Raw genomic sequence first — 14,460 nt, 5'->3', positions numbered from 1 at the left:
TGGAAACCGCAGCGCGGCTGAATCTTCCGCTGGTGTGCGTGGTGGGTGTCGACCACCAGTGGGGCCTGGAGGTAGGCGTGTACAAGCGCACCTTCTCCCAGCCGTCGCCGCAGCCCGGCGTGCACTGGAGCAAGGACGTCCGCCTCGACAAGGTCGCCGAGGGCTTCGGCTGCCACGGCGAGTACGTCGAAAAGGAGGATGAGATCGGGCCGGCCATCCAGCGGGCCTACGCTAGCGGCAAGACCGCCGTCGTCCACGTCTGCATCGATCCGAAAGCCAATTCCGAGGAGATGCCCAAGTACGACGAATTCCGAACCTGGTACGCCGAAGGCACCCAGTAAGAAAGGGATCGATCTGATGCGCGAATACCTGAAGTTCTACATCGACGGGCAGTGGGTCGACCCGTTGCGCCCCAATGCTTTCGACGTGGAGAACCCGGCAACAGAGCAGGTTTCCGGGAAGATCTCGCTGGGGTCGGCGGCCGATGTCGACATCGCGGTCAATGCCGCCCGGCGTGCTTTTACCAGCTGGTCGCAGAGCACCCGCGAACAGCGCCTGGACCTGTTGCAGGCCATCCTCGCCGAATACCAGAAGCGAGCGGACGATCTCGCCGAGGCGGTCACCGAAGAAATCGGCGCGCCGCCGTCGCTCGCCGCTGGGCCGCAGGTCTTCCTTGGGATCGGTCACCTGACCACAGCCATCGACGCGCTGAAGAACTTCCCGTTCGAAGAACGAAAAGGCGCAACCCTGATCGCCAAGGAGCCGATCGGCGTCTGCGGTTTGATCACCCCCTGGAACTGGCCGATCAACCAGGTCGCGGTCAAGGTCTACCCGGCGCTTGCGACCGGCTGCACCGTCATCCTGAAACCCTCTGAGGTGGCCCCGTATTCGCCCTACATCTTCGCCGAGATCCTGGATGCCGCGGGCGTGCCGGCCGGGGTGTTCAACCTGATCAACGGCGACGGGCCGGGTGTCGGTGTGGCACTGGCGAGCCATCCCGACATCGACATGGTGTCGGTCACCGGATCCACCCGCGCCGGTGTCGATGTGGCCACGAATGCCGCAGCGACCGTGAAGCGAGTGACCCAAGAGCTCGGCGGCAAGAGCCCCAACATCGTCCTCGACGACAGTGGCTTCGCCCAGGGAGTCAGCGCCGGGGTGGCCAACATGATGCCCAATTCCGGGCAGAGCTGTAACGCTCCGTCGCGCATGCTGGTCCCGAATTCCCGGATGGATGAGGCCATTGACATCGCGCGTGAGGTCGCCGAACGGGTTCCGGTGGGCAGCGAGGATGCGACGGCCATCGGTCCGGTCGCGTCGAGGGCACAATTCGAGAAGGTGCAACGCCTGATCCAGCAAGGCATCGAGGAGGGCGCGAGCGTGGTCGCGGGGGGCCCGGGCCGCCCGGGGGGGCTGGACAAGGGTTACTACGTGAAGCCGACCGTCTTCGCGCATGTCACCAATGACATGACGATCGCCCGCGAGGAGATCTTCGGGCCGGTGCTCTGCATCCTCGGCTACGACGACATCGACCACGCCGTCGAAATCGCCAATGACACCCAATACGGCCTCGCCGGCTACGTTTCGGGGGCCGACCTCGACACGGCGCGCGAGGTCGCCCGCAAGATCCGCGCGGGATGGGTGACCATCAATCACGCATTCGACATGAACGCGCCGTTCGGCGGCTACAAGCGCAGCGGCAACGGTCGCGAATGGAGCGAGTTCGGCTTTCACGAGTATCTGGAGGTCAAGAGCACCCTGGGCTACGCGCCTGACAAGGCCTGACGCGTCAGGGGTGAAATCCGAGCGCAGCACGGCGGAAAACACCTCGCGTGTCCTCCACCTGATCCTGTGCGCCCGCCTCTAGGCTGGCTTGCTGAACTCAACAGGAGGGGCAGCGACGTATCGGCATCAACCATGGCGCCGGGCGAAATGGTAGTTACGGCGCGCTGACAGCAAGCACAGAGCCGGGCGGGTCTCACCCCGCACCGGCTCGTCGTACTCGGCCCCGATGGGTGGCCCCCGTGCGCCGGGTTGGCCGGCTGTCGATCTGGGACCGGCCGGAGCGGGCCAGCGGAATCCCGGCACTGGACGGACTGCGTGCGATCGCGGTCGCGCTGGTGCTGATCGGGCACGGCGGCATCCCGGGCGTCAGCGGCGGATTCATCGGCGTCGACGTGTTTTTCGTCCTCAGCGGTTTCCTTATCACCTCGCTGCTGCTGGACGAACTGGGACGCACCGGCCGTATCGAGTTGACCGGCTTCTGGATCCGGCGTGCGCGCCGACTGCTGCCCGCACTGGTGCTGATGGTGCTCACCGTGGCCGCCGCCCGCCAGCTACTGCCCGACCGGTCGCTGACCGGCCTGCGCGACGACGCGATCGCGGCCTTCGTGTGGATGGCGAACTGGCGGTTCGTCGCCCAGAAGACCGACTACTTCACCCAGGGCGCTCCGCCCTCGCCCCTGCAGCACACCTGGTCACTCGGGGTGGAGGAGCAGTACTACTTCGTCTGGCCGGTGCTGCTCATCGCGGTGACCCTGCTGCTCGCCGCCCGCGCGAGGCGCCGCTCGTCCCGGGCCACCGTCGGCGGTGTGCGGTTCGCCACGTTCCTGATAGCCACCGTCGGCGCAGTGGCTTCGGCGGCGCTCGCCATCGTCTTGGCGTCGGACGCCACCCGCGACCGTATCTACTTCGGCACCGACACCCGCGCGCAGGCGTTGCTGGTCGGCGCCGCGTCGGCCGCCCTGCTGGTGCGGGACTGGCCGTCGATGAACCGCGGCTGGTGCATGATCCGTACGCGGTGGGGGCGGCGGACCGCCCGGATTCTGCCGCTGTTGGGTATGGCGGGACTGGCCGCAGCGACGCACTACGCCACCGGAGCCAGCGGCGAATTCCGCCGCGGCTTGCTGATCGGAGTCGCAATTGCGGCGGTGATCGTGATCGCACCCGTCGCGCTGGAGCAGCGCGGAATCGTCGCCCGCGCGCTCGCGTTGCGCCCACTGGTGTGGCTGGGAACCATCTCCTACGGCGTCTACCTGTGGCATTGGCCAATCTTTTTGGCGCTCAACGGCGAACGCACCGGATGGTCCGGTCTGCCGTTATTCGCCGCGCGGTGCGGCGTCACGCTGGTGGTGGCCGCAACGTCGTATTGGCTGCTCGAACAACCCATCCGGCGTTGGCGACCGGCGCGGGTGCCGCTGCTGCCGCTGGCGGCCGCGACCGTGGCCAGCGCGGCCGCGGTGACTCTGTTGGTGATCCCGGTGGGCACCGGACCCGGCCTGCGTGAGGTCGGTCTACCTCCCGGCGTCTCGGCGGTCGCGGCGGTCTCGCCGTCGCCGCCCGGTGCGAGCCGGCCCCGAGATGCCAACCGGCCGTTCACCGTCTCGGTGTTCGGTGATTCGATCGGGTGGACCTGGATGCACTACCTGCCCCCGACGCCCGGGTTCGCTTTCCTCGACCACACCGTCATCGGATGCAGCCTCGTGCGCGGCACGCCGTACCGCTACATCGGCCAGACTTTGGAGCAACGGTCCGAATGCGACGGCTGGCCGATTCGCTGGTCGACGCAGGTCAGCCGGGATCAGCCGGACGTCGCGTTGCTGGTCATCGGCCGCTGGGAAACGGTGGACCGGGTCAACGAGGGCCAGTGGACCCACATCGGCGACCCGACCTTCGACGCCTACCTCAACGGTGAGCTCGAACGGGCGCTGACCATCGTGGGTGCTACCGGTGTCCACGTGGTGGTCGCCACCGTCCCCTACAGCCGGGGCGGTGAAAAGCCGGACGGCCGGCTGTATCCGGAGGACCAGCCGGATCGGGTCAACCTGTGGAACACCATGTTGCACAAGACCGTTAGCCACCATCCGAACGCCGCGATCCTCGATCTGAACAAAAAGCTGTGCCCCGACGGTGTCTATACCGCCAAGGTCGATGGCATCAAGGTGCGCAGCGACGGCGTCCACCTCACCCCCGAAGGGGTGAAGTGGCTCACGCCGTGGCTCGAGGAATCGCTGCGGTAGGCCCTAACCACTTGTGCGGCAGCTGATCTCCATGCTGTCGTTGTCGCGAACCTGGAAGTTGAAGCTGACGTAGCCGTTGTCCTCGTTGCGCACGCGATCGAGATAGGGCGCCATGTCGGCCGAGCTGGCGTTGTCGGCGATGACCAACGCACCCGTGGATAGGCGGGGCTCCAGCAACTCGATGATCGGTAAGTACAAATCTTTCCAGCCGTCGAGCAGGACGAAATCGATTGCTCCGCCCAGGCTTTCCAGCGTGGTCAGCGCATCGCCTTCCAGGATGGTGATCACGTCGTCCAAGCCCGTCTCGGCGAACGTCTTCTTCGCCGACGCGATCTTGGTGTCGCTCAGCTCCGTGGTCACCACCCGGCCGGTGCCGTTGTCGCGCACCGCCGCGGCCAGATGCAGGGCGGAAATGCCGAACGACATGCCGAATTCGACGACGGTGGCCGGACGGGTGGCCCGCACCAGCGAATACAGCAACCGGCCGGCTTCCGGTGTCACCGGAATGTAGAACTCGCTCATCGCCTCGGCCCGCTCCTGCGCGGTCATCGGCCGATCGAACGTGCCGCGCCGCTCGCGCAACAGCGACATTTGGTTTTTCGAATCGGCATACATGCGGTCGAGCGTCGAAGCGACCCGGGCATCCTGCAGCGTTGTGGTCATGGCATCGAGCCTAGGCGCGCAGCCTGAGCGGGCGCTGGACGAGCCGCGGCGGCCGTCAGGGATTTGTTAAGCGTTTGACGAGCCTGCGACCGCGGTGTCACTATGGACCCGCAAGCACCTCGGTAGGTGAGGCGTCTGCATGGATACAGGCCACTGACCCCGAACGTCGAGAGACGCCCCGGGTCAGGACAGCTCTTCCCGGACCCAAGGGTTGAGCCCAAGTGGCTTCTGGAATGTTCCGGATACGCCGTGCAGTGCCGAAGCTCCGACGAGAGGGGTGCGGCCCGCGGTTTGTGCCGTGGGTCATTCCTGCCTCTTTCGTTCAGGTGAATGTGGTGACACCCCCGTGTGTCCTGGCCGTGAGGAGGTGAGGGCGAGATGAGTCCCGGCGATAGTCCCTATCCGAAATCCGTCTTGTCCCGATCCGGTTCCGGCATTTCTTTCACCGCCTGACGTCGTTTGGTCCTGCGCGGCTGATACGACGTGCCGATGCCGATCGGACCCGCGTCAGGAGAAGATCATGGCTTTTGTTGTCACACACCGTTTTTCCGCCGCTTCCAGGATGCGCGGCCGGTCGATGCTGCGTGCGGGCCGGTTGTTGGCCAACAGGTTTCACCTGCGGGCCAGCCTGACCCCGCAGGAGCGGGCCAACCTGTACGTCTCGAGGATGCCGATCGCGATGGTCACCGCGTCGCTGGGTGGCCACGTCTCGGGTTTCGACGGCGACCACCGTTGAACCAGTGCCTCGGCGGCGGGCGTCACAGCGCCGCCCGCCGCCGCAGGCGCGTTGAGTGCCGCAACCACGGCTGTCTCACCGCGAGGTGAGAAGCGCTTGAGATAGCGAGGATTCGATGACTTCGATTCACACCGGCGGCGGCCGCCGCACCCCGGTGTTCGGCAGGACCGCTGCCGCGCCGGAAGGCGCGCCCTCTGAGGCGCAAAGCCCAGTCATGGTGGATTCCGCGCACGTCGGCGACATCGTCGGCGCGTTCGGGCGCATCCGGCGCGACGGGGACGGCGCGTTCAGTGGACGCTGGCGGCGGCTACGCACTTTGGCGGTTATCACCGGACCCGGACTGATCGTCATGGTGGGCGACAACGACGCCGGTGGCGTAGCGACCTACGCGCAGGCCGGCCAGAACTACGGCATGGGCCTGCTGTGGACGCTGGCACTGCTGATTCCGGTGCTGTACGTGAACCAGGAGATGGTGCTGCGGCTAGGCGCGGTAGCCCGGGTTGGGCACGCGCGTTTGATATTCGAGCGGTTCGGCAAGTTCTGGGGCGCCTTCAGCGTCGGTGATCTGTTGGTCCTGAACGCCTTGACGATCGTCACCGAATTCATTGGCGTCTCACTGGCTCTCGGGTTCCTCGGTTGTCCAAAGATCGTCGCCGTCCCTGCCGCCGCCGTGCTGTTGTTCGCCGTAGTGGCCGGCGGGTCGTTCCGACGCTGGGAGAGGTTGATGTTCCTCCTGATTGCGGTGAATGTGCTGATTTTCCCGATGGTGTTGCTGGTGCATCCGACCTCCAAAGCAACCGTGGCCGGGCTGATCCCGCAGTTCCCCGGTGGGCTGAACTCGACGGTGCTGCTGCTGGTGGTCGCGATCGTGGGCACCACGGTCGCGCCGTGGCAGCTGTTCTTCCAGCAGTCCAACGTGGTGGACAAGCGCATCACCGCCCGCTGGATCCCGTACGGCCGAGTGGATTTGGCCATTGGAATCGTCGTGGTCATGGTCGGCGCGACGGCGCTGATGGCCGTGGCGGCGTTCGGATTGACCGGCACCGCGGATGCGGGTCACTTCACCGATGCGGGCGCGGTCGCGTCGGGATTGTCGAAGCATTTGGGCCGCACGGTCGGGGTGCTGTTCGCGATCATCCTGCTGGACGCGTCGCTGATCGGCGCCAACGCCGTCGGCCTGGCGACCACCTATGCGGTCGGCGATGCCATGGGTAAGCGGCACTCGTTGCATTGGAAGATCCGCGAGGCTCCACTGTTCTACGGCGGCTACGCGATACTGCTCGCGGTGTCGGCGGCGGTCTCCTTCAGCCCCGACCACATTCTGGGCCTGGTGACCCAGGGCGTCCAGGCACTGGCCGGTGTGCTGCTGCCGTCGGCCACCGTCTTCCTGGTGCTCCTGTGCAACGATCGGGCAGTGCTGGGACCGTGGGTTAATACGGTGCGGCAGAACATCATTGCGTGGGCCATCGTGTGGTGCCTGGTGCTGCTGTCGCTGGCGTTGACGGCGGCCACCTTCTTCCCCGGCCTCTCCACGGCCACCATCGAGGTCGGGCTCGCGGTTGGCGCAGTGCTCGGCACCGTCGGCGGTGCCGTGATGATCATCGTGGGCGGGCGACACCGGAACCTGACCGAGGCAGAAGACATCGTGCGCACTCTCGGTGGCGGCCTCGACCCGGAGGAGGTCGACGAACTCGACGACGCCTCGTCGCTGACGCATGCCGAGCGGCGCGCCGTACGTCGTCAGGACCGGTCGGGCTGGCAAACCCCCAACCTCGCGATGCTCGATCGGCCGAGGATGTCACCGATGCGCCGGGCGGGGCTGTTCACCCTGCGGGGCTACCTGGTGGTGGCGGTCGCTTTCGTCATCATCAAGATCGTGCAGGCCGGTGTTGTCGGGCCGGCCGCCTCATTCTGAGTTAGTCGGCAGCAGAACGATTTTCCCGTGTGTGTGCCGCTGCTCGAGCTCGGCATAAGCGTCGGCGACGTGGTCCAGCGGGTAGGTTGCGGCGATGTCGAATTCGATGGCACCGGAAACGATCAGGTCGGCCATCTCGGCGAGCACCTCGGGCGTCGAGGCTTCCATGCTGCCCTCGGTCTTGGCGCCCACTTCGCCCGCCTTCTGGAACGAGATGATGGTGTCGATCCGTTCGGGCGCCACGCCGAGATCGACGGCGAGCTGGACGTAGTCCGGGCCGAACAGGTCGATGAATGCGTCGATGCCGTCCGGCGCCGCGTCACGCAGCCGCTCGGCGAGTCCGTCACCGTAGGCGATCGGGATGACGCCATGCGCGCGCAGCCAGTCGGCGTTGCCTGAGCCCGCGATGCCGAGCACGCGCGCCTTGCGCAACACCAGAAGCTGCACGACAAGGCTGCCCACCCCGCCCGCGGCGGCCGACACGGCGATCGTCTCACCGGCTTGAGGCGCCACGGCGCGGACGGCCGCATAAGCGGTCGCTCCGACCACGTACAGCGAACCCGCTGCCTCCCAACTGAGTTGGGGAGGTTTGCGGATCAACTGGTTGCCCGGAACCGCAGCGTGGGTGGCGTGGCTGGACCGGCGCATGCTGAATCCCAAGACTTCGTCGCCGACCGAAAACTCGGTGACCCCTGGTCCCACGACGGTGACGACGCCGGCAAGATCGCTGCCCTGGCCGGAGGGAAAGCTGGCCGGGAACATCTCGTGCATCGCCCCGACCCGGATGCCGGCTTCGCCGGGGTTTATCCCGGCGGCACGAACTTCGACGACGACCTCACCGGGCCTCGGGGAGGGCATCTCGATGTCCGCGACGTACAACACCTCACGTCCCCCGTAACGGTCGAACCGTACTGCGCGAGCCGCTGCGGCCGTCATACCGATCTCCTTCCAACGCGAGGATGCTCTTACCCGTGCCAGCATAGGCACGTCCAAGTGCTACCCACCGGGCGCCGACTCGGCCTATGTTCGTAGCAAGCCTGGTTTACCCCAATGTTTCGCCGGCGGCGTCGGGATCCGCGGTGACAGCCGGACACCGATGACACGTGGAAGGAACATGCGTGGAAGTTGATCGCACCGGCATCGCCGGCTGGGCCGTTGCCATCGCCGTGGTCGGCGCCACGAGCACCGGATGCGGCAGCGCCGATAAATCCTCGTCGCCCTCGTCGGTGCCGGCGTCGAGTTCCCCCGCTTCGACCAGTTCGAGCGTGGTCACCGGGCCGCCGTCGGGCCAGCCCTCGGACTACGGCTTCTTGCTGATCAAACCGAACGACATCGGGGGCGGTCTCACCGCGCCACAATCACCCATGCTCAACCCCAACAACGCGCCGGGGGTTGCCCAGCTGTTCGCCAACGGCGACAGCAGCCGTCGGCTGTGGGACACCATCGTGGTCGCCGCCGATCCGTCGGCGGCCGCCGCCGAATCGGCCTCCACCCTAGGCAGTTACAACGGCAAGGTGAACGGTAGTTGGCAACCGCTTGCCGTCGGCGCGAACGGGATAACGATTTCGGGTACCTCCCCTGACAACTCCCAGGCGATGACGGTGTTGGTCTTCACCGAAGCCAAGGCTTTGGTCACTCTGGAATTCGACAGCCCGCCCAACGAGCCGATCGATCCGGCCGTCGCTCTCGACATCGGTCGCAAACAGGATGCCGCGATTAAGAACAGGCTGCCCGGCTAGCTCAGCAACGTTTACACCAAGCCCAGCAAGCGCAGATCCGCGACGTACTTGTCGATCAACGCCGCCGACAGATGCGGAATATCCTCGCCTGCAACGATTTTTGCTGCCTGCACCGCGCCCCGGAACACCTCGGTGGGGCCGGCGCGCCGCGCAGCGGCGTCTCCGGCTTTCGGTAGGCGTCCAGCAACGGCAGCACCGAATGCTGGCGCTGCTTGTCCGGCAAGGCCCGCAGAGCCGTGGTGAACCGGTCCAGCCATTCGTCGTAGTCGTCGATGCGCCGGATGTCGTGCCCGGCGGCGATCAGCCAGTCGACGAATACATCCCTCGTGGGCGTCCAAGTCCCGGATGCGTTCGGCTACCTGTTGCCGCGCCGCGCTGATCGGGTCTGTAGAGCTAACTTTCGCGCGCTTCGCGTCATCGGTCATGGCCCGCCTCTCGTTGAGATCACTCGTCTAACTGAACGAACCGAACCCCCGTTGGCCGTGCTTCCGTTCGACGGCTGTGACGGTTGTCACACCGCGAAGGGTGCGCGCAGGGGAGCGCGGGTGGTCGCGCCCGGGATGTGGCGGTGGCGCTCAGGCCACGACCTGGATGGGGTCTCCGACGTTCACCTCGTTGAAGTACCAGGCGGCGTTGTCGGGGCTGAGGTTGATGCAGCCGTGACTGACGTTGGCATTGCCCTGGGAATCAACCGACCACGGCGCGGAGTGGACGTAGACGCCGCTCCAAGTGACGCGTACGGCGTACTGGGCGGTGATCTTGTATCCCTCAGGCGAGCTGAGCGGAATGCCGATGGTCCGCGAGTCCATCACCACGGTGCGCTGCTTTTCCAGCGCGGTGAAGCTGCCGATCGGGGTGGGCCGGCTGGGCTTGCCCATCGACGCCGGCATGGTACGCAGCACCTCGCCGTCCCTGCTGACGGTGAAGGTGTGCTTGGAGATGCTGGCGACGCCGAGTAGCGCATCGCCGGTGTCGAAACCCGTCGATAGGGCGTGCACACCGACCGACACGTGGGTGTGGGCGGGCCAATAGTGGTTGGGAACCCACTGCACAACAGTGTTCTGGACCCACTCGAAGTGTCCGGGGGTGCCGCTGGGCGACGTGACATGGATTGACCGTTCGACGGCGGCCCGATCGGCCACCGGAGCGGTGAAGGTCACCACGACCGGGTGGGCCACGCCCACCACGGCGCCGTCAGCGGGCAAAATCGAGGCTACTTGCGGGCTGGGTTGTGGTAGCGGCACGGCGGCGGTGCTGCGACCGACCGGCGCCACCAGGCCCACAGCCGTGATCGCGACCATAACAAATAGATAACGAGCACCCCGACGCATAGCGTCCACCCTTCGAGATGGTGTGACTAACACACCGATATCCTACTGGTTACCCACTGATCACCGGTTTCAGCAAACAATGACAGCTGGGCTCGGTCGTCACGGTAACGATTCGATCACCGATTGAGTTCAACCGCGTCGGAGCGCAGCCGAATGGGTAGCGTCGCGGCCCATGACGATTGCGGAAGCCCGAGCCGCAGTTGAGTGAAAGCGGTACCGATACATCGGTTTTCGCGCCCGCAACGTTACGACCCGCCCGCTAGGCCGAATTCGTAGGATTCGCCGCAATAATCGTGGCACCAACTTCGGCTTGGCCCGCCCGCCGGCAACGCGCTAGCCTCAGCGGGATCGGTGCCCAAAGGCCCAGCCCGAACCCGAGGAGTGCGGGTGGCCTTCCGTCAACTGGAGTACTTCGTGGGGGTCGCTTCCGAGCGGCACTTCGCCCGGGCGGCCGAGAAATGCTTTGTCTCCCAGCCGGCGCTCGACGATCTTTCGACGCGCAGCTGCTGGGGCTTACCCGCCGGCGCTGACCTCGGCCGGCGGCGGGGCGCCCGCGGCGGCCGGGTTCAGGTTGGACAGGTGCCCGCTTTCCACTCCCGCCGCCGGGTCGAGTTCGCAGTCGATGATCGACGGCGCCCCAGTGCCGATCGCTTCGGTCAGCGCCGCGCGCAGCTCCGACGGCGTGATGACGTGATATCCCTTGCCGCCGAACGCTTCCGCGAGTAGCTCGTGGCGCGCCCGGGCGCTCAACACTGTCGGGGCCGGATCCGATCCCGTTGCGGCCGCGCCGCGTGTGGCCTCATCGCCGCGGTAGACGCCGCCGTTGTTGAGGATGACGACGGTCACCGGCAGTCGGTAGCGGCAGATGGTTTCGATCTCCATGCCGCTGAAGCCGAATGCGCTGTCGCCCTCGACCGCGACCACCGGCTTGCCGGTCTCGACGGCGGCGGCGATGGCATAACCCATTCCGATGCCCATCACGCCCCAGGTTCCGGTGTCCAACCGGTGTCGCGGCAGCTCCATGTCGATGACATTGCGGGCCAGATCGAGTGCATTGGCCCCTTCGTTGACGACGCACACGTCCCGGTTGTCCTGTAACACAGAGCGAATCGCACCGAGAGCGTTGTAAAACCCCATGGGGTGCGGATTCTCGGCCAGGCGCTCGCTCATCTTGGCGTCGTTGCGTGCCGTGCGCTCGGCCAGTTCGCCGGTCCACTCCGGCGGTGCGGCGATCGGGCGGGCGGCCACGCCGTCACACAGCGCGGACATCACCGAGCCGATGTCTCCGGCCAGCGGCGCCGTGATCTGCTGGTTGCTGTCGAACTCGGACGCGGCGATGTCCACCTGAACAAATTTGGCCTGACGGCTCCATTGCGGCGACTCCCCTTGACCCAGAAGCCAATTCAGGCGTGCACCGATCAGCAGAACAGCGTCGGCGCGCGCGATCGCCAGGGAGCGGGCGGCCGCGGCGGATTGCGGGTGCGAATCCGGCAGCAGGCCCTTGGCCATCGACATCGGGAGGAACGGAATCCCGGTGGCCTCGACGAATTGCCGAATCACGTTGTCGGCCTGGGCATACGCCGCGCCTTTGCCGAGCACGATCAACGGCCGCTGCGCTTGAGCCAGCACACCCAGCGCGCGATCGACCGCGTCGGGCGCCGGCAGTTGCCGCGGGGCGGGGTCGATGACCCGCCAGACCGTGTCCGCCGCGGCGACAACATCCATGGCCTGGCCCAGAACCTCACCGGGGATGTCCAGGTAGACGCCACCGGGCCGCCCGGAGACCGCGGTGCGAATGGCGCGCGCGACGCCACGCCCGATGTCTTCGATCCGACCGATCCGATAGGCGGCCTTGGCGAACGGCTTCGCGGCGTTGAGCTGGTCGAGGTCCTGGTAGTCGCCGCGCTGCAGATCCACCAGCGCCCGATTGCTGGAGCCGGAGATCTGGATCATCGGAAAGCAGTTCGTCGTCGCATTCGCCAGCGCGGGCAGGCCATTGAGGAAACCGGGTCCGGACGTCGTGAGGCACACACCGGGCCGCCGGGTCAGGAATCCGGCGGCGGCCGCCGCGTTGCCGGCCGAGGTCTCCTGCCGAAAACCGATGTAGCGGATGCCCGACGCCTGCGCGACGCGGGCGAGGTCGGTGATCGGGATGCCGACGACCCCGTAGATGGTGCCGACGTCGTTGGCTTGCAGCGCGTCCACCACAAGGTGACACCCATCTATCTGGCGTGCCGGATTGGGAGATGCCGAAGCTGTGGACATGTGGCGACTCCTCGGGTGCTTGCGGTACTGCCTTAGCCATCACTGTGACCCGAGCGCACACCAGGTGTCCAAGACGTGGGCACTATCCGATGATTTACGTTGTCTATCGTGGCAGGTCAGGACGATGTTACCCCGGCTCGATAACCGCCGGTTATCGATCGTGAGCGAATCGATATTGGACGCACCAGAAAGCCGACCGGCAGGGTGACATCGGTAGCAAAAGTGGAAGGAGTTCGGCGGTGGGGTCAATTGACAGCGGCGAGGGGTCGACAGAATCCGCGAGTCCGCGCATCGCCGATCTGGTCGAGGCGGCGGCACGCCGGTCGCCGGAGGCACGGGCGCTGGTGGTCACCGCCGAGCACATACCGGTCGACTATCGCGATTTGGTCCGGCTGGTCGACGACCTGGCCGCACAGCTGAATGCCGCTGGCTTGCTGCGCGGCGACCGGGTCGCGCTGCGCGCCGGCAGTAACGCCGAATTCGTCGTCGGGCTGCTGGCGGCGTCGCGTGCGGATCTCGTTGTGGTTCCGCTGGATCCGGCTCTACCCACCGCCGAACAGCGTGCCCGCTGCGCGGCGGTGGGAGTTCGGGCCGTGCTCGTCGACCAGCCCGGCGACGCCGACAGCGACACGGCTGCACCGGACGGCTTGCCGTCGTGGCCGATCGCGGTGACCGTCGGGTCTGACGGCACCGCCGCGGCGGTCAGCCTGGACGTCACCGCGGCAGCCCCGCGTGACGTGTCGGCCCCCGAGGGGCTGCGCGACGACGATGCCATGATCATGTTCACCGGCGGAACCACCGGTGTGCCCAAGATGGTTCCGTGGACGCGCGACAACGTCGCCCGCTCGGTCGCTGCCATCATCGCCGGCTACGGGCTGAGTTCGCGGGACGCGACGGTGGCGGTGATGCCGCTCTATCACGGGCACGGTCTGCTCGCCGCGCTGCTGGGCACTTTGGTGTCCGGGGGAGCGGTGCTGCTGCCCGCGCGTGGAAAGTTCTCGGCACACACATTCTGGGACGACATCGAGGCCGTCGGGGCCACCTGGTACACCGCCGTCCCGACGATCCATCAGATATTGCTGGAGCGCGCCCGAACCGAGCAGCCGGGCGGCACGCACGCCCTGCGGTTCATCCGGAGTTGTAGCGCGCCGCTGACCGCTGAGACCGCGCAGGCGCTACACGAGACCTTCTCGGCGCCGGTGGTGTCCGCCTTCGGAATGACCGAGTCGACCCACCAGGTGACGACGACCGCGATCGGCGGCGCGGACAGGAGTGAAAACCCCGGTGCCACACCCGGTCTCGTCGGCCGGTCGACCGGCCCGGAAATCCGGATCGTCGGGCCCGACGGCCAGGCGCTGCCGGCGGAGACGGTCGGCGAAGTCTGGCTGCACGGCCCGACCGTGGTGCGCGGCTACCTCGGCGACCCATCCATCACCGCCGCCAATTTCACCCAGGGGTGGTTGCACACCGGCGACCTGGGCACGCTGTCGCCGGCCGGCGACCTCGTCATCCGCGGCCGCATCAAGGAGCTCATCAACCGGGGCGGGGAAAAGATTTCGCCGGAGCGCGTCGAGGGTGTCCTGGCCACCCACCCCGACGTGCTCGAGGTGGGTGTGTTCGGCATGCCGGACAAGCTGTACGGCGAGACCGTGGCCGCGGTCATCGTCGCGCGCGGACCCGCCGCACCGACGGCCGACCAACTGACGGCGTTTTGCCGTGACCGCCTGGCGCCCTTCGAGGTGCCCGCCGAGTTCCAGCAGGCCGGCGAGTTGCCGCATACCGCGAAAGGTTC

At 66.8% G+C, this 14,460-nt stretch carries 11 protein-coding genes, 2 pseudogenes and 1 riboswitch; of the genes and pseudogenes, 8 read left to right on the top strand and 5 right to left on the bottom strand.

Features of this window, described 5'->3' with window-relative positions:
- From VFW69_RS04105 to VFW69_RS04095, 3 genes are all read left to right on the top strand, one after another.
- Positions 1–341: thiamine pyrophosphate-dependent enzyme (locus VFW69_RS04105; RefSeq protein WP_526498443.1), on the top strand; the 341-nt coding region annotated here is incomplete at its 5' end.
- 16 nt (positions 342–357) lie between these two features.
- Positions 358–1,785, top strand: a complete 1,428-nt coding sequence (locus VFW69_RS04100; protein WP_526498441.1) for an aldehyde dehydrogenase family protein — start codon at positions 358–360, stop codon at positions 1,783–1,785.
- A 239-nt stretch (positions 1,786–2,024) separates the two neighbouring features.
- Positions 2,025–4,019, top strand: a complete 1,995-nt coding sequence (locus VFW69_RS04095) for an acyltransferase family protein (protein WP_526498439.1) — start codon at positions 2,025–2,027, stop codon at positions 4,017–4,019.
- 3 nt (positions 4,020–4,022) lie between these two features.
- On the opposite strand, the gene VFW69_RS04090 is transcribed toward VFW69_RS04095, so the two are convergent.
- Entirely contained in the window at positions 4,023–4,682 is a 660-nt protein-coding gene (locus VFW69_RS04090) for an O-methyltransferase (RefSeq protein WP_526498437.1), read from the bottom strand.
- Between the two features lie 111 nt (positions 4,683–4,793).
- Positions 4,794–4,966, top strand: a riboswitch (M-box (ykoK) riboswitch).
- 236 nt (positions 4,967–5,202) lie between these two features.
- Between VFW69_RS04090 and VFW69_RS04085 the strand changes: the two genes are divergently transcribed.
- Positions 5,203–5,418, top strand: coding sequence for a hypothetical protein (locus VFW69_RS04085; protein ID WP_526498445.1), 216 nt, complete (start codon positions 5,203–5,205; stop codon positions 5,416–5,418).
- Between the two features lie 115 nt (positions 5,419–5,533).
- A complete protein-coding gene (locus tag VFW69_RS04080; RefSeq protein WP_526498435.1) occupies positions 5,534–7,333 on the top strand; it encodes an NRAMP family divalent metal transporter in 1,800 nt (599 codons plus the stop codon).
- On the opposite strand, the gene VFW69_RS04075 is transcribed toward VFW69_RS04080, so the two are convergent.
- Positions 7,325–8,269 (bottom strand): NADP-dependent oxidoreductase, encoded by a 945-nt coding sequence (locus VFW69_RS04075; protein ID WP_526498433.1) that lies wholly within the window; start codon positions 8,267–8,269, stop codon positions 7,325–7,327. The two genes, VFW69_RS04080 and VFW69_RS04075, sit on opposite strands and share 9 nt — an antisense overlap.
- Positions 8,270–8,451: 182 nt before the next feature.
- Here VFW69_RS04075 and VFW69_RS04070 point away from each other — a divergent pair, with 182 nt between their 5' ends.
- On the top strand, positions 8,452–9,072 hold the full coding sequence (locus tag VFW69_RS04070) for a hypothetical protein (RefSeq protein WP_526498431.1): 621 nt from the start codon (positions 8,452–8,454) through the stop codon (positions 9,070–9,072).
- Between the two features lie 11 nt (positions 9,073–9,083).
- Here VFW69_RS04070 and VFW69_RS04065 read toward each other — a convergent pair.
- Positions 9,084–9,394: pseudogene (locus VFW69_RS04065) on the bottom strand (hypothetical protein); the annotation flags it as partial.
- A gap of 253 nt (positions 9,395–9,647) precedes the next feature.
- Positions 9,648–10,403: a L,D-transpeptidase gene (locus VFW69_RS04060; RefSeq protein ID WP_526498429.1), complete on the bottom strand. Its 756-nt coding sequence runs from the start codon at positions 10,401–10,403 to the stop codon at positions 9,648–9,650.
- 387 nt (positions 10,404–10,790) lie between these two features.
- Here VFW69_RS04060 and VFW69_RS04055 point away from each other — a divergent pair.
- A pseudogene (locus VFW69_RS04055) lies at positions 10,791–10,886 on the top strand (LysR family transcriptional regulator); the annotation flags it as partial.
- Positions 10,887–10,916: 30 nt separating this feature from the next.
- Here the strand turns inward: VFW69_RS04055 and oxc are convergent.
- Positions 10,917–12,668 (bottom strand): oxalyl-CoA decarboxylase, encoded by a 1,752-nt coding sequence (gene oxc / locus VFW69_RS04050; protein ID WP_526498427.1) that lies wholly within the window; start codon positions 12,666–12,668, stop codon positions 10,917–10,919.
- Between the two features lie 239 nt (positions 12,669–12,907).
- Between oxc and VFW69_RS04045 the strand changes: the two genes are divergently transcribed.
- Positions 12,908–14,460, top strand: a 1,553-nt coding sequence (locus VFW69_RS04045) for a FadD7 family fatty acid--CoA ligase (protein ID WP_526498425.1), incomplete at its 3' end; no start/stop codon positions are given.

The organism is Mycobacterium sp. (genome assembly GCF_036273375.1).
GTDB lineage: Bacteria > Actinomycetota > Actinomycetes > Mycobacteriales > Mycobacteriaceae > Mycobacterium.
The sequence above is the reverse complement of the archived record's forward strand: the minus strand, read 5'-3'. Positions and strand labels throughout refer to the sequence as shown.